Source organism: Asticcacaulis tiandongensis, from assembly GCF_006475605.1.
Classification (GTDB): domain Bacteria; phylum Pseudomonadota; class Alphaproteobacteria; order Caulobacterales; family Caulobacteraceae; genus Asticcacaulis; species Asticcacaulis tiandongensis.
In genome coordinates this window covers 62,153-82,816 of sequence record NZ_SSBC01000010.1, presented here as the reverse complement: position 1 = coordinate 82,816, position 20,664 = coordinate 62,153, and the positions used below count along the sequence as shown (strand labels likewise).

General features: G+C 56.2%; 22 protein-coding genes. 9 read left to right on the top strand and 13 right to left on the bottom strand.

Annotation, left to right across the window (positions count from 1 at the left end):
- Window positions 1-75 precede the first annotated feature (75 nt).
- Window positions 76-789, top strand: a complete 714-nt coding sequence (locus tag E5201_RS04390; protein WP_140984796.1) for a hypothetical protein — start codon at window positions 76-78, stop codon at window positions 787-789.
- On the opposite strand, the gene E5201_RS04385 is transcribed toward E5201_RS04390, so the two are convergent.
- Together E5201_RS04385 and rpsU are read right to left on the bottom strand one after the other, a co-directional pair.
- Window positions 782-1,282, bottom strand: a complete 501-nt coding sequence (locus tag E5201_RS04385) for a hypothetical protein (protein WP_140984795.1) — start codon at window positions 1,280-1,282, stop codon at window positions 782-784. The genes E5201_RS04390 and E5201_RS04385 overlap by 8 nt on opposite strands.
- Before the next feature lie 140 nt (window positions 1,283-1,422).
- Entirely contained in the window at window positions 1,423-1,683 is a 261-nt protein-coding gene (gene rpsU / locus E5201_RS04380) for a 30S ribosomal protein S21 (protein WP_140984794.1), read from the bottom strand.
- A gap of 186 nt (window positions 1,684-1,869) precedes the next feature.
- On the opposite strand from rpsU, the gene E5201_RS04375 reads away from it, so the two are divergent.
- The 3 genes from E5201_RS04375 to E5201_RS04365 are packed head-to-tail and all read left to right on the top strand — an operon-like array spanning window position 1,870 to window position 4,085.
- Entirely contained in the window at window positions 1,870-2,517 is a 648-nt protein-coding gene (locus tag E5201_RS04375) for a COQ9 family protein (RefSeq protein WP_140984793.1), read from the top strand.
- Window positions 2,514-2,840: a hypothetical protein gene (locus E5201_RS04370; RefSeq protein ID WP_140984792.1), complete on the top strand. Its 327-nt coding sequence runs from the start codon at window positions 2,514-2,516 to the stop codon at window positions 2,838-2,840. The genes E5201_RS04375 and E5201_RS04370 overlap by 4 nt, the downstream gene beginning before the upstream one ends.
- Window positions 2,841-2,879: 39 nt before the next feature.
- Window positions 2,880-4,085, top strand: coding sequence for a hypothetical protein (locus E5201_RS04365; protein ID WP_140984791.1), 1,206 nt, complete (start codon window positions 2,880-2,882; stop codon window positions 4,083-4,085).
- Between the two features lie 31 nt (window positions 4,086-4,116).
- Here the strand turns inward: E5201_RS04365 and E5201_RS04360 are convergent, their stop codons facing one another.
- From E5201_RS04360 to ispH, 9 genes are all read right to left on the bottom strand, one after another.
- Window positions 4,117-4,614 carry a hypothetical protein gene (locus E5201_RS04360; protein ID WP_219993565.1) on the bottom strand — a complete coding sequence of 166 codons (498 nt, stop codon included), beginning with the start codon at window positions 4,612-4,614 and terminating at the stop codon, window positions 4,117-4,119.
- A gap of 219 nt (window positions 4,615-4,833) precedes the next feature.
- Window positions 4,834-6,375, bottom strand: a complete 1,542-nt coding sequence (gcvPB, locus tag E5201_RS04355) for an aminomethyl-transferring glycine dehydrogenase subunit GcvPB (protein WP_140984789.1) — start codon at window positions 6,373-6,375, stop codon at window positions 4,834-4,836.
- Window positions 6,372-7,715, bottom strand: coding sequence for an aminomethyl-transferring glycine dehydrogenase subunit GcvPA (gene gcvPA / locus E5201_RS04350; RefSeq protein WP_140984788.1), 1,344 nt, complete (start codon window positions 7,713-7,715; stop codon window positions 6,372-6,374). The genes gcvPB and gcvPA overlap by 4 nt, the downstream gene beginning before the upstream one ends.
- A 13-nt stretch (window positions 7,716-7,728) precedes the next feature.
- Window positions 7,729-8,097 carry a glycine cleavage system protein GcvH gene (gene gcvH / locus E5201_RS04345; RefSeq protein ID WP_140984787.1) on the bottom strand — a complete coding sequence of 123 codons (369 nt, stop codon included), beginning with the start codon at window positions 8,095-8,097 and terminating at the stop codon, window positions 7,729-7,731.
- A gap of 2 nt (window positions 8,098-8,099) precedes the next feature.
- Window positions 8,100-9,224, bottom strand: a complete 1,125-nt coding sequence (gene gcvT, locus E5201_RS04340; RefSeq protein WP_140984786.1) for a glycine cleavage system aminomethyltransferase GcvT — start codon at window positions 9,222-9,224, stop codon at window positions 8,100-8,102.
- A gap of 93 nt (window positions 9,225-9,317) precedes the next feature.
- Window positions 9,318-10,226, bottom strand: coding sequence for an EamA family transporter (locus E5201_RS04335; RefSeq protein WP_140984785.1), 909 nt, complete (start codon window positions 10,224-10,226; stop codon window positions 9,318-9,320).
- Window positions 10,227-10,289: 63 nt separating this feature from the next.
- Window positions 10,290-11,036 carry an NYN domain-containing protein gene (locus tag E5201_RS04330; protein WP_140984784.1) on the bottom strand — a complete coding sequence of 249 codons (747 nt, stop codon included), beginning with the start codon at window positions 11,034-11,036 and terminating at the stop codon, window positions 10,290-10,292.
- Window positions 11,037-11,119: 83 nt separating this feature from the next.
- The gene (rnhA, locus tag E5201_RS04325) at window positions 11,120-11,566 is read right to left on the bottom strand and encodes a ribonuclease HI (protein WP_219993591.1); all 447 of its coding nucleotides are present in this window, start codon (window positions 11,564-11,566) and stop codon (window positions 11,120-11,122) included.
- Window positions 11,563-12,516: a 4-hydroxy-3-methylbut-2-enyl diphosphate reductase gene (gene ispH, locus E5201_RS04320; protein WP_140984782.1), complete on the bottom strand. Its 954-nt coding sequence runs from the start codon at window positions 12,514-12,516 to the stop codon at window positions 11,563-11,565. Before ispH ends, rnhA begins: the two co-directional genes overlap by 4 nt.
- A gap of 172 nt (window positions 12,517-12,688) precedes the next feature.
- Here ispH and E5201_RS04315 point away from each other — a divergent pair, with 172 nt between their 5' ends.
- The 3 genes from E5201_RS04315 to E5201_RS04305 all read left to right on the top strand — a co-directional run bounded on the left by E5201_RS04315 (window position 12,689) and on the right by E5201_RS04305 (window position 15,843).
- Complete coding sequence (locus tag E5201_RS04315) at window positions 12,689-13,351, top strand: Tat pathway signal sequence domain protein (RefSeq protein ID WP_140984781.1); 663 nt, start codon at window positions 12,689-12,691, stop codon at window positions 13,349-13,351.
- A gap of 79 nt (window positions 13,352-13,430) precedes the next feature.
- Window positions 13,431-15,224 (top strand): arginine--tRNA ligase, encoded by a 1,794-nt coding sequence (gene argS, locus E5201_RS04310; RefSeq protein ID WP_140984780.1) that lies wholly within the window; start codon window positions 13,431-13,433, stop codon window positions 15,222-15,224.
- Window positions 15,225-15,309: 85 nt separating this feature from the next.
- A complete protein-coding gene (locus tag E5201_RS04305) occupies window positions 15,310-15,843 on the top strand; it encodes a hypothetical protein (protein ID WP_140984779.1) in 534 nt (177 codons plus the stop codon).
- Window positions 15,844-15,873: 30 nt separating this feature from the next.
- On the opposite strand, the gene E5201_RS04300 is transcribed toward E5201_RS04305, so the two are convergent.
- Window positions 15,874-16,761, bottom strand: a complete 888-nt coding sequence (locus E5201_RS04300) for an SDR family oxidoreductase (protein ID WP_140984778.1) — start codon at window positions 16,759-16,761, stop codon at window positions 15,874-15,876.
- A gap of 74 nt (window positions 16,762-16,835) precedes the next feature.
- Here E5201_RS04300 and E5201_RS04295 point away from each other — a divergent pair, with 74 nt between their 5' ends.
- Window positions 16,836-18,374 (top strand): UbiD family decarboxylase, encoded by a 1,539-nt coding sequence (locus E5201_RS04295; RefSeq protein WP_140984777.1) that lies wholly within the window; start codon window positions 16,836-16,838, stop codon window positions 18,372-18,374.
- Window positions 18,375-18,519: 145 nt separating this feature from the next.
- The gene (gene purD / locus E5201_RS04290) at window positions 18,520-19,785 is read left to right on the top strand and encodes a phosphoribosylamine--glycine ligase (RefSeq protein WP_140984776.1); all 1,266 of its coding nucleotides are present in this window, start codon (window positions 18,520-18,522) and stop codon (window positions 19,783-19,785) included.
- A 38-nt stretch (window positions 19,786-19,823) separates the two neighbouring features.
- Here purD and E5201_RS04285 read toward each other — a convergent pair whose 3' ends face one another.
- On the bottom strand, window positions 19,824-20,663 hold the full coding sequence (locus E5201_RS04285; protein ID WP_140984775.1) for an aldo/keto reductase: 840 nt from the start codon (window positions 20,661-20,663) through the stop codon (window positions 19,824-19,826).
- Between the last annotated feature and the right edge of the window lies 1 nt (window position 20,664).

The following is a 20,664-nucleotide window of genomic DNA, read 5'->3' as shown; positions in this document are numbered from 1 at the left end:
CATCTCCCGTTCAGCCTTAATTTGGCAATATAGGCATCCTATATTACGCATATGCACATATTGATGAGAGAGACTATGACAGCCAAAGCGGTAAAGGCCCTGTTGCTTGGGGCCGCCCTGAGTACAGCCAGCTTCACCGCCGTTACACCCGTAATGGCTCAGACCACTCAGGACGGCGTCTATCGTAACGAAGTTGCCGCCGACAGAGCCTTTCCGCTGCTGAAGGGCTTTCTGGGCCTGCCCGTTGCGGAACGCGATGCCATCAATCTGAACTACGTTCTGCGCATCAAGAACGGCAACCCGAAGGATGCCCAGATTCTGCTAAAGCAGGGCGGGCAGTCAACCAGGCTCAGCATTCTGGCCGATGGCCGCATCTCGCCTCTGCCGACATTGGCGCAGATGAATTCCGGTGCGCGAATCGAAGTCACCGGCCCGTCTACCATGTCGGTCGCCATGCGCCTGAGGGTCTATGCGACGGCCAAACCGGCGAAAACCATGCCGACAGCCCCACTGGCCAAGGCCGTCGATCAAACCAACCGTGTCGCCCGTAAGGTCGGCGGCGTGATGGCGCTGGCCATCCCGCGTCAGGATCGCGTTTTCTTCGATGGCGCGGGCAATGGCACCGTGACGCTTTCGGACGGCAGCACCAGAGCCCTGCCCAAGACCCCGCGCAATGATGTCGTTCCCGCCGGAACGCCCTTCTTTGTTCCGGCCGATTTCAAAAACGCCACCTCTGTGACCTTTGATAATGTGCCAAGGCGCATTATCGTTAGTGATCAGGTTAAATAGTCCCCTGCTGGCGCAGGTGACGCATGGTCGCCTGCATCCCCGCCAGCCCCGCCAGATAGGCCGCTACGCCACAGAGCGGGATACTGATGAATACGACCCAGTTCGGGTGTGGAATAATCAGCAGGTGAAGCAGGAAACCGGCATAGAGCAATATGGCCGTCAGCCACGCCGGATAACCGCCGGTGCGGGCAATACGTGCCGCCAGATATCCCCCGCCAAACGTGCCCAGCGTCCAGCCCAGAAGCTTGACAATATAGGCATCCGCCGGAATCGTATCAAGCAAGGCGCGGATATCTTCCGACGAGGCCATATCCAGTGTTGGCGGCGGCGGGAATATAAAATTGCCGGTCAGCCGGAACAGGGTATCCAGCACCATGCCCGCCAGAAGGCCGGTCAGTACAGCCAGTGTGACATGCAGCACCCGCCGCAGTTTGTCTTCGTCCCATTCCCCCAGCCATGAGGCCAGACTGTGCGTCAGTGTCCTGCGCGGCATTTTCTGTGGCTCCCTCAAAATCCCGTCCAAAATGTCAAGACCGCACGCAACGGTCAATGACCATTAGGACATCTCCCCCAAAGAAAAAGCGCCGGAGCTTACACTCCGGCGCTTTTTAAAAGGCATAACCTCTGGATCGCTTAGGCGCGACCGCGCGCCACAACCCCACCGCCTTCGCGCTGAATCCGCTTGCGGGCCAGCTTACGGGCGCGGCGCACGGCTTCAGCCTGCTGACGGGCGCGCTTTTCCGAAGGCTTTTCGTAATGCACGTGGCGCTTCATTTCGCGGAAGGAACCTTCACGCTGCATTTTTTTCTTCAGGGCCTTAAGCGCTTGATCGACGTTGTTGTCGCGGACAAAAATCTGAACCAGAGGTATCTCTCCATTCGGTGATTGCCGCATCGCCCATCTTGATGGCAGCGGCTAAAAAAAATCCTGCCCGCAAACGGCGGTTTGCAGGCGTGTGGCGCAAGGCCTTACAGCAAGGCCGCCATGATGGCAAGTCAAAGCCTTAAAGGAAACGTCCTAATCGACCAGAATTTTGATAAAATCCTTCTCACTTGCCTGCATAAGGCATATGATCAGGCCATGTCACAGGAATCCTTGCATACGCTTGAACTCAGGCTGGCTGCGGCCACGGCTGCTTATATACCCACTCTGGGCCTCAGCAGCCATGCCTTGCGTCGTGCGGCACAGGACACGGGCCTCAACGAAGGCGAAGTCTCCCTGCTCTGCCCCAATGGCCCGCAGGATATAGCTGCGATTCTCTGGCGTCAGGCCAATCAGGCCGTAACAGACAATTGCACACCCGAAGCCCTTGAGGGGCTGAAAATCCGTGACAAAATACGCACCCTGCTGGTGACCTGGCTTGATGCCGCCGCCAGCGATGAGCCGGTGGCCCGTCGCCTGACAGGGCATCTGGCCCTGCCGCAGCACCTAGGGCTTTATCAGCGGCTTCTGTGGGAATCAGCTGACCTGATCTGGCAGAAGGCGGGCGATAAGGCGCTCGATGAAAACCATTATTCCAAACGCGCCATCGTTTCGGGAATTCTGGCGACCGCCCTTCTGACGCGGCTCTCTCAGGGCCGAATCGCCCAAAACGAGCAGGTTGAACGTAATATCGAACAGGTCATGGCCTTTGAAAAGTTCAAGGCTAAATTGCCCTTCAAACCCGAAGACGGCTTGCTGGGCCTGTTTGAAACCTTGGGTAAGTTGCGGTTCGGCAAGGCGGCATGAACCGTTTTATCAGGGCCTTGCTTACCCTTGCGCTGACGGCGCTTATAGCGATGCAGGTATCGCTGGTCACGCCCGCCCTGTCTGCGCCTACGCCCGAAAGCGCCACGCCCTGCCACTCAAGCGAATCACCGTCCACGCCCAATAAGGGCAAACCCGTCGTCTCCGCGCATCTGGCATGCTGTTCGGTGGCAGTCATCGTGCCTGAACCGGTTTTGTTTGTCCGCCTCCATAGCCACGCCGCCCCTCTGCGGCCCAGTCGGGACAATCGACCCGTTTCCTTTGCCCCCTACGAAGTGCTTCGCCCGCCAAATGCTTTGCTCTGAGGCTTCCCGCTCTTTGCAATCCATTTGAAAGCTATATCTATGAAATCCTCTTCTTTGTGCGCCCTCTCTGGTGGCGCAGCGCTTTGGCTGTTTGCTGTGCCGGTTGCGGCGCAAGACCACAGCCACCACCACCACACGCCCTCAGCCCCCTCTCCTTCCGAAGCCGTCAGTGTATCCGACTGGCAAATCCACGGCCATATCCGCCTTGATGGCGTCAGTATCGACCAGTCAGGCCCTCGCGGCGGCTCCAAAAGTTTCATCGCCGGTATGGGAATGCTCAATGCCAAACGCCAGTTGTCAGAGCATGATACGCTTGAGTTGCAACTGATGCTGTCGCCTGACCCGTTCATGGGCAAGGGCGGCTATCCCCTGCTGCTTCAGGCCGGAGAAACCGCTGATGGCGTAACGCCCCTGATCGACGCCCAGCATCCGCATGACCTGTTTATGGATATGTCAGCCAAACTAACGCGGCGCTTTGATGCACGCTCATCGGGCTATGTGAAAATCGGCTGGCCATCGGAAACCCCGTTCGGCCCTACCACCTTCATGCACCGGCCTTCGGGGGAAAACCTGCCGACCGCGCCGATCACTCATCACTGGTTCGACTCGGCGCATGTGACCATGGGCGTTGTCAGTGCCGGTTACAGCTATGGCCCGCTGACGATTGAGGCCGCCCGCTTTACAGGACGCGAGCCGGACGAAAAGCGCTTCGACCTTGAAACGCCGAAACTCGATTCAACGGCGGTACGCCTTAAGTGGCAGATCACCGATGGTATTCAGGCACAGATATCCCGCGCCGATGTCAAAAGCCCTGAGGGACTTTATCCGGATGTTGACCTGACCAAGACCTCGGCCAGCGTCGAAACCGCTCATACCATTGGGAAGGCGCGCCTGAATACGGCTCTGGCCTGGGGCCGCAAAGAGGCCGAAGGCGGGCACCACGCCACAGACCCTATGGATGCCTGGCTGCTTGAGGCCAATATGGCGTTTAATCCGCAATGGACTTTGATGGGCCGCTATGAACGCGTGCATCATGATGAACTGGTGGAACATCAGGCCCATTGGGTCGCCAAAAGCGAAATCGGCGTTTTGCGCACCTTCCGGTTATCAGGCACAACCGATATCGGGGTCGGTCTGGTCAGGCAGCAAACCCATCTGCCGTCAGGGCTTAAGCCGCTTTATGGTGACAATCCCTCAGGTACAGTCGGCTTCTTGCGTTTGAACAGACATTTTATGCGCATGTAAAACAAAAGGCTCCGGTACTGCCGGAGCCTTTTCATTTTCTTGGGCGCAGGAAGCGATGCCTGAATACCCGCAGGACACGATTTTCACGCCTGAAGACCAGACGCTCAGTCCTCAGGGCCTGCTGCCAAAAGACCGAGGCCACCTTGGGCTTGGGCCGCAGCAACTTACGGATCGGCATCAGCCAGTTAGGATGCTTTTTCTTCAGGCGGATGAACTGACGCTTGGCCCAATATGAGTTACGCATAACCACCACAAGGCCAAGCAAGGATATAGGCAGACCAAACGGGCCGGGCAAAGGCGCAATCAAAGCACCGGCCACAATCAGCAAAGATCCGGTCCCCATAAGGAACAGACGCCACACCCGACGCATGCCCATAAACAGGAGGCTTTTCTTTTTACGGGCTTTCTTTTGCGGCTTTAGGATGTCAGGCACTTCCATGACAATAGCGCGCGATTTCCCCTTCCTCCGGGAGGCCTTGGAGGGCTTGGCCAAAACGCCTGCATTTGCACGCATTTCGGGCGGGGTCATAACGGGGCTCCGGCGACCGTAGTGCGGTCTCAGACAAGGGGTTTCGAATATGCAGTCGGGGGATCGGCCAATCATAACTGTAATTTATGACGGCCTGATATGTCCCGATATAGGGATCATACCGATGATTATAAAGTAAGGCTTAAGACGAAATTACGGCCTGAATTTATTAATCCGCAGGTGATGCCCTATTACCACATAGTTTTACCACACAGGAGTTTACCACACGAGTCTTGGGAAGCGCGCCGCGCGCGTCTCATCCAGACGTTTTGTCGGCGCGAGGTGCGGGGCAGCCGTAAAGCGTGTCTTGTCATTCGACGGCTTAACCGCGTCTTCGGCCAGCGCCCGTAAAGCTGTGATAAACCGGTCGAGTTCCGTCTTCGATTCGGTTTCGGTCGGCTCAATCAGCATGGCCCCGTGCACGACCAGCGGGAAATACATGGTCATGGGGTGAAAGCCTTCGTCGATCATCGCCTTGGCGAAATCAAGCGTGGTCACACCCGTCCCCTCAAGCCATTTATCGTCAAACAAGGCCTCGTGCATACAGGGGCCGTCGGGAAAGGGCACGCTCATCAGATCGGATAGCGACGCCTTAATGTAGTTGGCATTCAGCACCGCATCACCAGATACCTGTCGCAGACCATCGGCCCCATGACTGAGCATATAGGTCAGGGCGCGGATATACATGCCCATCTGGCCGTGGAAGGCACACATACGCCCGAAGTTTGCCGCACTTTCCCCTTCGCCATGCTCAAGCAGGTCGAAACCGTCCGCACCGGAGACTACCCAGGGCGCAGGCGCGAAGGCGGCCAGAGCTTCGGACAGCACCACCGGCCCCGCGCCCGGCCCGCCACCACCGTGCGGCGTCGAGAAGGTCTTGTGCAGGTTGATGTGCATGGCATCGACCCCAAGGTCACCCGGCCTCACCCGTCCGACTATGGCGTTGAAATTGGCCCCATCGCAGTAAAAATAGCCGCCCGCCGCATGGATGATATCAGCAATGGCGATGATATCGCGTTCAAACAAACCGCAGGTATTGGGATTGGTCAGCATAATCGCCGCCACATCGTCAGACAGCCTGGCCTTAAGGTCTGCAATATCGACGCGCCCATCCGCCGTCTGTCCGATCTCACGCACGCTATAGCCGACAAAGGCTGCCGTCGCCGGATTTGTGCCGTGGGCCGATTTCGGCACCAGAACCGTGCGGCGATGGCCCTGCCCGCTGGCTTCATGCGCGGCCTTGATGGCCAAAAGCCCGCACAGTTCCCCATGTGCACCCGCCTTGGGCGACAGAGCGACCGCCGGCATACCCGTCAGGGTTTTCAGCCAGCGGGCCAGCACATCCATCAGTTGAATCGCCCCCTGAACCGTCGATACCGGCTGCAAGGGATGAATATCCCCAAGCCCCGTCAGGCGTGCCATTTTCTCATTGAGGCGCGGATTGTGCTTCATGGTGCATGATCCCAGAGGATAGAGCGCCAGATCGATCGCATGATTATATTGCGACAGGCGCACATAGTGGCGTATGGCCTCTGGCTCAGTCAGACCGGGCAACCCCATATCCTCTTCGCGCAGCAACCCGCTGAGATCATCGGCGGCAATCTCTATGTCAGCGAAATCAACGCCCGTGCGCGTATAGTCTTTCTTCTCAAAAATCAGGCGTTCCGATTGCAGAAGCCCCCGCCCGTCGGTCAGGGACGCAAAGCCTTCGTGTGCAGTGACAACCGGTGCCGTCGGGCGACCTGTGCGGTTCATACTCATGCCAGCACCTCCGTAAGCGCGGCGACAAATTGCGCCTGATCGGCCTCAGTATTGGTTTCGGTGGCCGCCACAATCAGCCAGTTTTCATACCCTTCCCCCCGATGAAGGCGTGAGAATGGCACGCCGCCCAGCACGCCTTTTGCGGCCAATGCCTCGACGATCTGATCGGCCGATTTCGGCAGTTTCAGGGTAAATTCATTGAAAAAACGCGGCGTCAGCACCTCTACGCCATCAATGGCCGAAAGCGCGTCTTTCAGGTCATGGGCCTTTTGGTAATTAATTTTCGCCACCCGCTTCAGCCCCGTCTGGCCCAGCAAACTAAGGTGAATGGAAAAGGCCAGCGCACACAGGCCGGAATTGGTGCAGATATTCGAGGTCGCCTTTTCGCGGCGGATATGCTGCTCGCGCGTTGAAAGCGTCAGGACAAAGCCGCGCTCACCATTGGCATCGACCGTTTCACCGCATAGTCTGCCCGGCATCTGGCGCAGATATTTATCTTTTGCGGCAAACAGGCCGACATAAGGCCCACCATAGGACAGAGGCACGCCAATGGATTGCCCTTCGGCGGCGACGACATCCGCGCCCATCTCTGCCGGGGATTTCAACAGGCCGAGCGACATGACCTCGGTGACCACGACGATCAGCAAAGCCCCTGCGGCCTGCGTCGCTTCGGCGATTTTGGTCAGGTCGGTCGCCGTGCCGAACACATTTGGGGTTTGCACCACTACACAGGCTGTATCGGGACCAATATGGCTTAAGGTATCGGCCTCGGCATCAATCGCCGGTGTCAGGGCCTCGGTCTCTATGCCCACCGCATGGGCAAGGGTTTCCACGGTTTCACGGTAATGCGGATGCAGACCACCGGACAGCACAGCCTTGTTGCGCTTTGTCACCCGCGCCGCCATCAGCACCCCTTCGGCAGCGGCGGTTGAGCCGTCATAGAGCGAGGCATTAGCCACTGACATGCCCGTCAGCCGCGCCACTTGCGTCTGGAACTCGAACAGCACCTGAAGCGTACCCTGCGCAATTTCCGGCTGATAGGGCGTGTAGCTGGTGAGGTATTCCGAGCGCTGAATGATATGGTCGACCGTGGCCGGTATGTGGTGACGATAGGCCCCTGCCCCGACAAAGAACGCCGCCTGTGACGGGCTGAGGTTTTTCGCCGCCAGAGCCGCCATCTGCGCCTCGACCTCAAGCTCACCGGCAAAGGGCGGCAGATCAACCGGCGTGCTCAGGCGGGCGGATTCGGGCACATCGACAAACAGATCATCGACCGAGGCTACGCCAATGGTCTCAAGCATCTGCGCCCGATCCGCATCATTCAAAGGCAGGTAACGCATGGAAACTCCATAATCAGAGGGTTCCGAGGAACTCCTCATAGGCCGTACAATCCATCAGGGCCTCAAGCTGAGACGGATTAATGATCCTGGCCCGCACAAACCACGCGCCCGATTCCGGCACGGCATTGACCGCTTCGGGGTCATTACCAAGGTCCGGATTGCCCTCGATGATCTCAAGATCAACGGGCGCATAGACATCGGATGCCGCCTTGACGCTTTCGACCACACCAAAGGCTTCGCCCTGTTTTACGACACGTCCCGCCTCAGGCAGTTCTACATAGACCACATCCCCCAGCGCTTCGGCAGCATAGTTGGAAATGCCGACAAAGGCCGTACCATCGCCCTGATCCCTGACCCATTCATGCTCTTTGGTGAATCGCATGATTACCTCTCCTGTACTTTTGGTTTTCGGTGATAGCTGTGGGCGACAAACGGCAGGCTGGTGACCTCCGCCGGATGCGATTTGCCGCGCACTTCGATGTTTAGACCGGTGCCCATCGCCGCAAAGGCGGGCGGCACATAGCCCATGGCAATGGAATAGCCGAGGCTTGGGGACGGCACGCCTGAGGTAACCAGACCTATGTCCGTGCCGTCCTCACTAAGTATCCGCGCCCCTTCGCGGGCGGGCGGCCCGGACAGAACCCGAAGGGCCACGCGGGTGCGCTCAAGCGCTCCGGCCTTCTGTGCCGCCAAACGCGCCTGCCCGCGCACATCGCCGCGCGCCAGACGGGTTTTAGCCACACCGAACCCCAGACCGGCCTCGAACGGCGCACAGGTTTCATCCATTTCATGGCCATAAAGCGGCATACCGGCCTCAAGGCGCAGACTGTCACGCGCCCCCAGACCGACCGGCTTCACGGCCTCAAACGCCAGCAGGCGATCCCACAGTTCGGAGGCTTTGGCGTTTGGAATACTGATCTCGAAGCCGTCCTCGCCGGTATAGCCGGAACGCGAAATGATCACCCTTTCCCCCAACAGTTCAAACCGGCCGCAATCCATGAAATAAAGGTCGGTAGCTGCCGGACAGACCTCGGCCATGACCGCTTTCGCCTCTGGCCCCTGTAAGGCCAGAAGGGCGCGATCACTGAGAACCTCAAACTGTGTGTCCGGCCTCAGATTTTCCTGAATAATCCTGAAATCCTGATCCTTGCAGGCCGCATTGACCACAAGGAAGAAGCCGTTCGCATCAGGGCGTGATACCATCCAGTCATCAAGAATGCCGCCCTGTTCATTAAGCAAGAGCGCATAGCTCTGACGCCCCGCCTTGAGACGGCTGGCATCCAGCGCCGTCAGGGCCTCAAGGGTGGCGACAGCCCCCTCACCATGTAATCTGGCCTGCCCCATATGCGACACATCAAACAGGCCCGCCGACGCGCGCGTCCACCTGTGTTCGGCCACAACGCCTTCGTATTGAACGGGCATGTCATAGCCGGCAAACGGCACCATACGCGCCCCGAGGGCCACATGGTGCGCATGTAAGACGGTGGTTTTCAACGAGGGTTCAGGCATGGCGGGACTCACAGAAGGCTTACAGGCCTGCTCCCGCAGGATAACCAATGTTTGCGCAGGGCCGTCAGACCTGTCAAGCCATATGACGCGCGACTAAACCGGCCATGAAATGTGGATCAGACTGGCCAGCGTAAACAGCACAGACGCCGTCAGCACATTGGCCGGAACCCTGAACGGTTTTCGCTTCACACGGCTTACGATCAGGTTTAGCACCAGAACCAGCATTGGCCAGAACACGGTCAGCAATATGGTTTGCGACAGGCCGATGCGCGCGATAGACTCAAAAAACAGCATATAGGCAAAGCCGAAACTCAGGACGCCATGCACCAGAAACGGCCAAAAATACCGATATTTAAGCCGGTTCAGCTTGGCACGTTTTCCCTGCACCACCGCGTAGACAAACGTGGTCATGGCCGTGATCACCAGAGCGCTGAATAAGGCCCCAAGCGTAATATGTATGGAGGCGGCATTGCCCGACACACTGCGTGCCAGAATTTCACCGCCCGCCCAGGCCAGCGCCAGCGCCAGCCCGAGCATCACCCCGGTTATCTGACGCCCCTTATGAAAAGCCCCTGACAAGATCACCACAATCCCCAGACCAATAATAGCTGACACCACCGCCTCATGCAGCCCGAAAGGCTCACGGAACAGCAACACCCCCGCCATGATTGACACAGCCGGTTTGACATTGGCGAACTGAGAGGCGACCTCTGCCCTGTCGCCATAGGCCAGACTACAGAGATAATAGAGACCGGTGCCTATGGGGAAAATCAACAGGCCCATCAGGGCCACATTCGGGCTCCATGCCCCCAGTGGATTTACAAAGCCATTTAAAGCCCAGCAGACTGTAAATCCCGCACTCAGGCACGTCGTCATCGCTATAAGAATCAGGAACTTCTTATCGTGCGGAGCCTGACGCAGTCTCCCCAAACCGATATTCACCACCGGCGCGGACACGGCCCATAAAAGTACAGCCAATAACGCTGGCAAGATATCAGGCAAGAGACACACCTGCTCCGTCAGGTAGAGTTACGCAAAACCTACAAGGGATAACTTCGATACACATCAGTATGTATTATTCACAACCATTTTCAGATGCCCTTTTTCCCGAAGTTCCGGCGGATCATAGGCTTCGGGACGCTGAATGATCTTTTGCGGCCCGAGGAACCGTTGCCTGTACTTCGTCATCTGCGGTAGTAATGCCCCCTCAAGCAACTCCCGCCCGATCTCCATCGCCCGGTCGGCATAGGGCAATATATTCGGGTTAGGGTATCGACCGGGCGGGCTGACCAGCACCAGTTGCTTGTGCGGAAAACGTTCCTTCAGATATCGCGCCGTCGCCGCATGATCGCCATCGGCGGTTACCAGATAACAGACATCAAACAGATCATCCTCGGCATCGGCAGCAATCGACAGGGCCAGATTGACATCGCCCTGCTTTTCGATGGCCAGTTGCCAGCTATGGCCACAGGCATTGCAGCCATCAAGCGCGGTGACATAATGACCGACACGGCAGATGACACCACGGATTTTAAGGGCCTTCATATAGTCTTCGTGACGTTTGACGCCTGAGCGGTTTTGCGGCCGGAAGGCCGAGCACCATACCACCCGCTTCACCACTTCTGACCTGAGCGCCAGCGCCTGACCCAATGCCTTAAGATCGAGCCATTTCAGATAGGGACGTTTATAGGCATCAACCGCCGTATAGAGATTGAAGCCGTCATAATAGATCGCCGCCCTCAGTCTGGCGAACGGCCAGCGAAAGCGTGAAATCTTCTTTTGGGCACCTGTGCGCCCCCCGACATCTGACATTCCCCCCGAACCCCGCAACGCCCCAGCATTAACCCTCAGTTAACACTAAAGCCCAAGTTCAGGGATTTGTCAGCCCGTTTTATTCACACACCAGAGTTGGCTTCATCGATCGCCCGATTAGCGAGCGCGTCCGCGCGTTCATTCATGACATCACCGGCATGGCCCTTGACCCATTTCCAATGGATTTTGTGCCTTTGACGCGCCGCATCAAGCCGCTTCCACAGGTCATCGTTTTTCACCGGTTTTTTGTCAGCCGTTTTCCAGCCACGTGCTTTCCAGCCGTGAATCCATTCCTTGATGCCCTTTAGGACATACTGACTGTCGGCATGAAGCTCGATTTCACACGGCTCTTTCAGGGCCTCAAGCGCCTGAATGACCGCCATCAACTCCATGCGGTTATTAGTGGTTTCCGCCTCATAGCCATACAGGTCTTTTTCATGCGGCCCGAAGATGAGGATCGCCCCCCAGCCACCACGGCCCGGATTCCCCTTGCAGGCCCCGTCAGTATAGATAGTGACCTTTTTCATCAGGCTGAAGCTTCGGTCAGCACACGCGGCAGCTTAAAGACAACCGTTTCCCGCACACCACCGGTTTCGTGAACCTCCGTCTCGAAACGCGCCCCTATAGCCGCAATCACATCGGTAATCAGGTTTTCAGGGGCCGAAGCGCCCGCAGAAATGCCCACCGTTGACACCCCGTTGAACCAGTCCCAATCGATCTGGGTGGCATCATCAATCAGATGGGCGACCTGCGTACCGCCACGCAAAGCCACCTCAACCAGACGTTGGGAGTTGGAAGATTTTTTGGAACCAATCACCAGAAACAGCTCACACTCGGCCGCCACCTGTTTCACTGCATCCTGACGATTGGTCGTCGCGTAGCAAATGTCTTCCTTGTGCGGCACGGCGATCTCAGGGAAACGGCTTTGCAAAATGCCAACGATCTCAGAGGTATCATCGACCGAAAGCGTCGTCTGGGTGACAAAGGCCAGATTTTTCGGATCCACCGGCGTATAGGTGCGCGCATCTTCGGCAGTTTCGATCAGCTTGACCACACCTTCGGGAAGCTGGCCCATAGTGCCGATAACCTCAGGGTGACCGGCATGACCGATAAGGATGATTTCGCGGCCTTCATTGTGGTGGCGCTCGGCCTCGACATGCACCTTTGACACCAGCGGGCAGGTCGCATCAAGATAGAACATCTTGCGGTCACGTGCCTCAGCAGGCACAGATTTCGGCACACCATGCGCGGAAAAAACCACCGGTCGATCTGGCGGACATTGCTCCAGTTCCTTGACAAACACTGCCCCAAGCCCCTTGAGCCGATCCACGACATGTTTGTTATGCACGATTTCATGGCGCACATAGACCGGCGCACCATGCAATTCGAGGGCGCGTTCAACAATCTGGATGGCACGGTCAACACCGGCGCAGAAGCCGCGCGGCGTCGCCAGTTTAAGCGTAAGGGAAGGCTTGCTCATGGGCCTTACATAAGCGCATTTGTCAAACTTCGCCACAGACTTTGCGCAGAAATCAGAAAGGCAAATAAAAGCCGCTTTTGCCGCTTACCTCTGCAAATTATAGTCTTTGAAAAATCCGCGTGAGGCGTTACTAAGGTCGCCTCTTTGCCTCCTTCGCTGCGAAAGGCCTTTTATGTCGTCGAAACTGCGTTCGCTTTTGCTGGGTTTATCTCTGACCGGCGTGCTGGTCACCAGCCTGCCGCTTGATGCCGACGCCCAGTCGCGTAACCGTGACCGTGAAAGCACCGAGAATAGCGCCGCTGACCGCGCTCGCGAAGAAGAAGAATGGGGCGTCAAAAACCTGCGCCTGGATAAACGCCGCGCCGATGGCCCCTGCCCCTACGTCAAGGTTTTGTACGACGCCGCACGCTATCATGAATTCGAAAACAACGTCGAATCATCGGCCAATGCCAAATGGACGGGCCAGATCAATGGTGTCGCATCCGACTGCGCCTATCGCGGCGATGCGCCGATCGAACTTGAGATGATTGTCGGCTTTTCGCTGGGCAAAGGCCCTAAGGCCGAAGGCAATGGCTATACCTATCGTTACTGGGTTGCCGTGACCGATCGTGACAACGCGGTTCTGGCTAAGGAATATTTCGACCTGCCGGTTCAGTTCGGCAGTGAAAACACCGTCAATATCGCTACCCGCGTTGAAAACATCGTCATCCCCCGCGCCTCAGCCGATGTCGCCGGTTCCAATTTCGAAGTGCTTGTGGGCTTTGATGTCACCCCCGCCATGGCCGACTTCAACCGTCAGGGTAAACGCTTCCGCTTTGCCCGCGTCGCCGACTAAGGCTATTTTTCAATTTTAAGGTTGATTGAGGACGCTCTTAGGTTTTACGAGCGTCCTTAATTGTATTTATGGACATGCCATGACCACCTTTTCTGAGACCTTCGCCAACACCGCCGATTTCAAAACCGTCCTGACGGACAAGACCGGCGAAGCCTTTGTACGCGAAGGCTTTGACGCGACATGGGGTAAGGTCAATGTCTCCGACCGGCCTGATCTGGCGGATTTTCAGTGCAATGGCGCTCTGGCCGTCGCCAAACAGGCCAAGGCCAATCCGCGCGAAGTGGCCACCAAAATTACCGCACATCTGACCGGTGACACAGCCATCAAAAGCCTTGAGATCGCAGGCCCCGGTTTCCTCAACTTTGTATTATCGGACAGCGCCCTGAGCGACCGCGCCAACGCCCTCAGCGCCGATGAACGTCTGGGTGCCCCGGTGGTGGAAACCAAGCGCAAGGTTATTATCGATTACGGTGGGCCAAACGTCGCCAAGCCAATGCATGTCGGCCACCTCAGAACGGCCGTAATTGGCGAAAGCCTGAAGCGCATCATGCGCTTTATGGGCGATGAGGTCATTGGTGACGCGCACTTTGGTGACTGGGGCTATCAGATGGGCCTGCTGATTACCGCCGTTTCGGATGAACAGCCTGACCTGCCCTATTTTGATGAGACCTTTGACGGTGAATACCCAGTACATTCACCAGTTCTTCTGTCAGACCTTGAACGCCTTTATCCCTTTGCCTCAAATAAGGGCAAGGAAAACGCCGAGTATCGTGACCGTGCCCGTAAGGCCACCCGCGAACTTCAGGATGGACGCAAAGGCTACCGCGCCCTGTGGCAGCATTTCGTAGATGTATCAAAAACTTCGCTAAAAGAAGACTACCGAATACTAGGGGTTGAATTCGACCTGTGGAATGGCGAATCGGATGCTGATCCGTTTGTTGCGCCGATGATTGAAGAATTAAAGGCAAAAGGTCTGCTTGAGACCGATCAGGGAGCCGAAATCATCCGCGTCGCACGCGAGGACGATAAGGCGGAAATCCCACCACTTCTGGTCGTGTCTTCCGAAGGCTCGGCCATGTACGGCACTACTGATCTGGCGACCATAAAACAACGCCGCGAAGAAGAGTGCCCCGACCTCATTCTCTACGCAGTCGATCAGCGTCAATCGAACCACTTCACGCAGGTCTTCCGTGCGGCTTATCTGGCGGGCTATGCCTCCGAAGGCCAGCTTGAGCATATCGCCAATGGCACGGTCAATGGTACAGACGGCAAGCCCTTCAAAACCCGTGAAGGCGGCGTGCTTAAACTTGGTGACTTATTAGCACAAGCAAATAGTGCCGCTAGCGTGCGCTTGCATGAAGCTGGCTTAGGAAAGGGTCTGTCTGACGAGGATTTTAATAAAACCACGTGGCAGATCGCCGTTTCAGCCATTAAGTTCGCCGAACTGTCGAACCATCGCCTGACCAACTATGTGTTTGATCTGGATAGGTTTATGGTCTTTGAAGGCAAGACCGGCCCCTATCTGATGTATCAGGCCGTGCGCATGAAATCGATCCTGCGCAAGGCCGTGGAGCAGGGCGTCTCCGCCGGTGAGATCATTGTCACCGAAGCAGCTGAACGTGAACTGGTGCTGTTGCTCGATGGTTTTGAGGCCGCACTGAAAGAAACCTATCTCAAACGCGCACCGAACATTCTGGCTGATCATGTCTATCGTCTGGCTCAGACCTTCTCGAAGTTCTACGCCGCCTGTCCGGTGCTGATCGCCGATACCGACGCGCAAAAGTCATCGCGTCTGGCGCTGGTAAAACTGACGCTGGCGCAACTGGAAAAGGGTCTTGACCTGATGGGCCTGACCGCCCCAGAAGTTATGTGAGTGGAGTCGTAACCTGGAAAGTTTTTAGAGCATAACTTTAGCTAGTTCGATCAAATACAAATCAGTTTTTTGAAGGGATAGAGCATTGGGTGGGGAAATATTGCGAAAAACGATTTTAATATCAGTGCTATCTATAGGCTTAGCCAGTTGCGATAAATTACACGAATACCGTCAATCACAAGAATTAAAGAAAGAACTGGCGGAACATAAAAAACTGAAAGCCGAAAGAGAAGCAGAAATTCAGATTCTGAAATTGTCTTTCTTGAAAACATGTGAAGATGAGTTCAAAAAACGACTAAAATCTCCAATATCGTATTTGAGATATTCCGAAAAAACGAGTATTAATGTGTCATCACAATACGGATACGAAAAATCATGCCGTGGAGATTGGTGTAAAGGAAAAACAATAACAATAAAAGAGGGGGATAAAAGATGGAATTCAATTATAGAATACGATGCGTCAAACTCATTTGGGGCCATGATACGTGGGCGATATGAGTGTGATTATTTTGGAAACGATTTTTCCAATGAAACCAATCTACTTATAGATGGCATGACACCCTCTGAATATAGTTATCAATCCGCCATCTCTAAAATGCGGGCCATTGGAGGATATTGATCCCCCTTAACAACTCACAAAATCAATCAACTAAGAACCCATCAATGCTATCTCTATTTGCTTTAAAAAATAGGGCCTAAACCCATCCGGCGCATAGCCAAAATCCTGCGTAGCTTCCGAATGGTCGAACACCATATCGGTATTCATGCGCAGGGCCATATTGATATTGGTTTTCAGCGCACTTGGCGGGCTTAGGGTGTTTTTAAGCCAGAACCCTGTTTGCCAAAGCCATTTCGGCAATGAGATAATGCGCGGGCGTTTGCCCTTAGCCGCAAACACCCGCGCCACCATGTCATGATAGCTCAGGGTTTCGCCGCCACTAAGGTCATAGGCTTTGTCGGCGGCTGCCTCAGAAACCACGGCCCGTAAGGCTGCCCGCGCCAGATCGCGGGCATGAACCGGCTGACGCATCCCCTTTGCGCCGTCACAGACCGGAAAAAAGCCGCGCCGGTCAACAAAGGCGGCAATCCGGCTGATGTTATCATCATGCCCTTCATCATAAATCAGGGTCGGCCGCAGAATAGTAAAGGTCATGTCATGGGTGGCGGTGAAAGCCACCAGCTTACCCTCGGAACGCGCCAGAAGCTCGGCCACGCGGCGCTCTTCGGGTTCAGGCGAAAAGGTCTTGGAAAAGCGACTGGTCGACGAAAAAGCGACAATGCGTTTAGCGCCCTGCCCCCACAAGACCTCGAGCACCTCATCGGTAATCAGCCATATGGGCGAAGTGATAATCACATGCTCAAATCCCTGCCCAAAAAAATCTTCCGGCCTTAGCAGATCGAGAAACAGATCGTCCGGATGTTTCGGCTTACGGGTCGTGAAACAGGCCTTAAAACGCTCATCACCGGCCACCGCCTCACGCAAACGCCGCCCGACAAGGCTTGAGGCCCCGATAATCAGAAGTTTGGTCTTGGCCATGATGCTCTGTTTCTGTAAACCGTTGACAGCATTGATTACCCAAGCCTCCCCTTAGTGCAAGATGGATTTCCCTCATGAGCGCCTATAAGTCCTTACGCGAGTTTATCGACAAGCTGGAACGTCAGGGCGAACTGGTGCGCGTCACCGAGCCAGTGTCAACGCACCTTGAGATGACCGAAATTCAGACCCGTCTGCTGGCCGAAAAAGGCCCCGCCGTATTGTTTGAAAATGTCCTGCTAGCGGATGGGACACCTTCGGACATGCCGGTGCTGGTCAATCTGTTCGGCACGGTAAAGCGCGTGGCTATGGGCGTCACCCTTGAAGGGAAAGAACGCCATACGCCGCAGGAATTGCGCGAAGTGGGTGAACTACTGGCCTTTTTGCGCCAGCCCGAACCGCCACGTGGCCTTAAAGATGCGCTTGACCTGATGCCGCTGGCCAAAACCGTTTTAGGCATGCGCCCCAAGACCGTTTCCAAGGCCCCCGTCCAGGAAGTGGTGCTCAAAGGCGAGGATATCGACCTGACGAAACTTCCGATTCAGGGCTGCTGGCCCGGCGAACCGGCACCGCTGATTACCTGGGGTCTTGTGGTTACCAAGGGGCCGTCAGACGAACGTGAAGATGATTTCAATCTGGGCATCTATCGCATGCAGGTTCTGGGTAAGGATCGCGCCATTATGCGCTGGCTGGCTCATCGCGGCGGCGCGCAGCATCATCAGCGCTGGAAAAAAGCCGGAAAGCGTGAACCCCTGCCCGCCTGTGTGGTGCTGGGGGCAGATCCGGGCCTGATTCTGGCGGCGGTGACGCCTGTGCCAGACACATTGTCGGAATACCAGTTTGCGGGCCTTTTGCGCGGTCAGGCGGCAGAACTTGTTCCCGCAAAGACCGTGCCTTTGATGGTGCCTGCCCACGCCGAAATCGTCCTTGAGGGCCACGTGTTGCTCGATGAATATGCCGACGAAGGCCCCTATGGCGATCACACCGGCTATTATAATTCGGTCGAAAAATTCCCCATCTTTCAGATTTCGGCCATCACCCGCCGCAAAAAACCGATCTACCTCTCAACCTTCACAGGCCGTCCGCCCGATGAACCCTCCGTTTTGGGCGAAGCGCTCAATGAGGTGTTTATTCCGCTCATTCAGCAACAATTTCCCGAAATTGTCGATTTCTGGCTGCCGCCCGAAGGGTGCAGCTATCGCATCGCGGTGATTTCCATGAAAAAGGCCTATCCGGGACACGCCAAGCGCGTGATGATGGGGGCATGGTCGTATCTCAGGCAATTCATGTACACCAAGTGGCTGATCATCGTTGATGAGGACATCAACTGCCGCGACTGGAAGGATGTCATGTGGGCCGTATCCACTCGCATGGACCCCGCGCGCGACATTACGGTGATTGAAAACACGCCGATTGATTATCTTGACTTTGCTTCCCCCGAAAGCGGACTGGGTTCCAAGATCGGACTTGATGCCACCAATAAGTGGGAGCCGGAAACTCACCGCGAATGGGGCGAAAAGCTTTATATGGAACAGGACGTCATCGATAAGGTCTCGGAGAAATGGGCTGCTATGGGCCTGCCCGGTTCCGGCAAGCCCATCTGGCAGGGTCACTGACCCTGCACCCATCAGCCCCAAGGCAGGTAACACTTTCCACCCCTCATTACGCGCAGTCGGCAGAGGGGGCAAAAATCCTTCCCCTTTCCGTTCGTATCAAGTACATGCCCTATAAATCCGCAACGCATGACAAAGGTTTAGATTTATGAACATTCTGCTGATTGGCTCCGGTGGCCGTGAACATGCGCTGGCGTGGAAAATCAGGCAGTCCCCGCTGGTGAAGCGTCTGGTTATCGCGCCGGGTAATCCGGGCATGGCGGAACTGGGGGAAATTCATAACCTTAAGGTCACTGACGTTGCCGGTCTGGTGACTCTTGCCAAAGACATTGCCGCTGATCTTGTGGTGGTTGGCCCCGAAGCGGCGCTGGCCGAAGGCATTGCCGATGCGCTTAAGACCGTGGGCATCCCCTGTTTCGGGCCGTCACAAAAGGCCGCGCAACTGGAATCTTCCAAGGCCTTCACTAAGGACTTCTGTAAGCGCTACGACATTCCGACGGCTGATTATCAGACCTTTACCGATGCGGATTCGGCAAAGGCCTATCTCAAGACCCTGCCCGCGCCCTATATCATCAAGGCCGATGGTCTGGCCGCCGGCAAGGGCGTGGCGATTTCACCCGACCTTCAGGACGCCAATGCCGAGGTCGAAGCCATGTTCGGCGGGCGCTATGGCGCCGCCTCATCAAAAATCGTCATCGAAGAATTTATGACCGGCGAAGAAGCCTCAATCTTTGCCCTGTGTGACGGAGAGACCGCGCTTCTGTTCGGTTATGCGCAGGATCACAAACGCGCCTTTGACGGCGACACAGGCCCCAATACCGGCGGTATGGGCACCTACAGCCCCGCACCTGTGGTAACCAAAGCTATCCTTGATCAGACCCAAACCGAGATTCTTGACCCTACCCTTAAGGGCATGAAGGCCGATGGCCTGCCCTATACCGGCGTCCTCTATGCCGGTCTGATGATCGAAAACGGTCACGGACGGCTGGTGGAATATAATGCCCGTTTCGGTGACCCCGAATGTCAGGTGCTGATGCTCCGGCTCAAAAGCGATCTGGTGCCCTACCTGCTGGCGGCCGCCAAGGGCAAACTAAAAGAGATGCCCCTGCCAGAATGGCATGATGAAGCCGCCGTCTGCGTCGTCTATGCGGCGCAGGGCTATCCCGACAGCCCCGTCTCCGGCTCTATCATCCGTGGTGCTGAGCAGGATTTCGGTTCAGATGTGGTCGTTTTCCACGCCGGTACGAAACGCCTTGAGGATGGCAAGCTGGCGGCAGCCGGCGGGCGTGTGCTGAATATCTGCGCCCGAGGCAAGACCTTCCCTGAAGCGCGGGCCGCTGCTTATGCGGCGATTGAAAAGATCGACTGGCCGATGGGCTTTTTCCGCTCGGACATCGGCTGGCGAGCGCTGTAATAAAAAAGCCTCCCTGATCCGGGAGGTTTTTTTAATTATCAATCATTGGCCCATTGCGGCGCATAGGCTTCCGGCTTGGCCATGCGTGCACCTGTGCGGGCCAATGCTGAGATCGCAGCCATGTCAGCAGCCGACAACTCAAAGTCAAAAATGTCAAAGTTCTCCCTTACCCGTGACACGGTGGCGGTTTTTGACAACACGGCCACGCCCTCATGCTGGATAACCCAGCGCAGCACCACCTGGGCGACCGTCTTGCCGGTCTTTGCCGCAATGGTTTTCAGCACCTCGTCTTCATGCACCTGACCATTGGCCATGGCGAAATAGCCGGTCAGGGACAGGCCCAGTTTGCGGGCCTCGGCATAGACGATGTCCTGTTTGAGATAGGGATGAAATTCGATCTGGTTCGTGATGATCGGTGCGTCGCTGAAGGCCATCGCTTTGCGCATCAGGTCAACCGTATAGTTCGACACACCAATATGCCGCACCAGCCCCGCCGCCCGCATCGCATTGAGCGTGGCGATCTGTGCCTCGAGCGGCGCATCGCTGAATACCGGCCAATGTAGCAGCAACAGATCAACATAGTCTGTTTTCAGGTCTTTCAGGCTCTGATGCAAAGACGCGACAAACACGTCATTTGCGAAACGGTCAGGCCGTATCTTGGTCGTTAGAAAAATGTCCTTACGCGCCACGCCGGAATTGATAATGGCCTGCCCGACGGCATCTTCGTTGTCATAAAACTGCGCGGTGTCGATATGACGAAAGCCAGTAGTAATGGCTTCAGGAACGACCTTTTGCACCTCGACCTTAGGCATGCGGAAGGTGCCGAATCCGATAGCGGGGATGGCGGCCCCATTGGCCGTCACTAAGGGTACAGTCATC

Excerpts from the sequence above, each read along its gene's own strand:
- E5201_RS04390 (WP_140984796.1), top strand. The coding sequence starts at position 76 with ATGACAGCCAAAGCGGTAAAGGCCCTGTTGCTTGGGGCCGCCCTGAGT.
- E5201_RS04385 (WP_140984795.1), bottom strand. The coding sequence starts at position 1,282 with ATGCCGCGCAGGACACTGACGCACAGTCTGGCCTCATGGCTGGGGGAA.
- rpsU (WP_140984794.1), bottom strand. The coding sequence starts at position 1,683 with ATGCGGCAATCACCGAATGGAGAGATACCTCTGGTTCAGATTTTTGTC.
- E5201_RS04375 (WP_140984793.1), top strand. The coding sequence starts at position 1,870 with ATGTCACAGGAATCCTTGCATACGCTTGAACTCAGGCTGGCTGCGGCC.
- E5201_RS04370 (WP_140984792.1), top strand. The coding sequence starts at position 2,514 with ATGAACCGTTTTATCAGGGCCTTGCTTACCCTTGCGCTGACGGCGCTT.
- E5201_RS04365 (WP_140984791.1), top strand. The coding sequence starts at position 2,880 with ATGAAATCCTCTTCTTTGTGCGCCCTCTCTGGTGGCGCAGCGCTTTGG.
- E5201_RS04360 (WP_219993565.1), bottom strand. The coding sequence starts at position 4,614 with ATGACCCCGCCCGAAATGCGTGCAAATGCAGGCGTTTTGGCCAAGCCC.
- gcvPB (WP_140984789.1), bottom strand. The coding sequence starts at position 6,375 with ATGAGTATGAACCGCACAGGTCGCCCGACGGCACCGGTTGTCACTGCA.
- gcvPA (WP_140984788.1), bottom strand. The coding sequence starts at position 7,715 with ATGCGTTACCTGCCTTTGAATGATGCGGATCGGGCGCAGATGCTTGAG.
- gcvH (WP_140984787.1), bottom strand. The coding sequence starts at position 8,097 with ATGCGATTCACCAAAGAGCATGAATGGGTCAGGGATCAGGGCGATGGT.
- gcvT (WP_140984786.1), bottom strand. The coding sequence starts at position 9,224 with ATGCCTGAACCCTCGTTGAAAACCACCGTCTTACATGCGCACCATGTG.
- E5201_RS04330 (WP_140984784.1), bottom strand. The coding sequence starts at position 11,036 with ATGTCAGATGTCGGGGGGCGCACAGGTGCCCAAAAGAAGATTTCACGC.
- ispH (WP_140984782.1), bottom strand. The coding sequence starts at position 12,516 with ATGAGCAAGCCTTCCCTTACGCTTAAACTGGCGACGCCGCGCGGCTTC.
- E5201_RS04315 (WP_140984781.1), top strand. The coding sequence starts at position 12,689 with ATGTCGTCGAAACTGCGTTCGCTTTTGCTGGGTTTATCTCTGACCGGC.
- argS (WP_140984780.1), top strand. The coding sequence starts at position 13,431 with ATGACCACCTTTTCTGAGACCTTCGCCAACACCGCCGATTTCAAAACC.
- E5201_RS04300 (WP_140984778.1), bottom strand. The coding sequence starts at position 16,761 with ATGGCCAAGACCAAACTTCTGATTATCGGGGCCTCAAGCCTTGTCGGG.
- E5201_RS04295 (WP_140984777.1), top strand. The coding sequence starts at position 16,836 with ATGAGCGCCTATAAGTCCTTACGCGAGTTTATCGACAAGCTGGAACGT.
- purD (WP_140984776.1), top strand. The coding sequence starts at position 18,520 with ATGAACATTCTGCTGATTGGCTCCGGTGGCCGTGAACATGCGCTGGCG.
- E5201_RS04285 (WP_140984775.1), bottom strand. The coding sequence starts at position 20,663 with ATGACTGTACCCTTAGTGACGGCCAATGGGGCCGCCATCCCCGCTATC.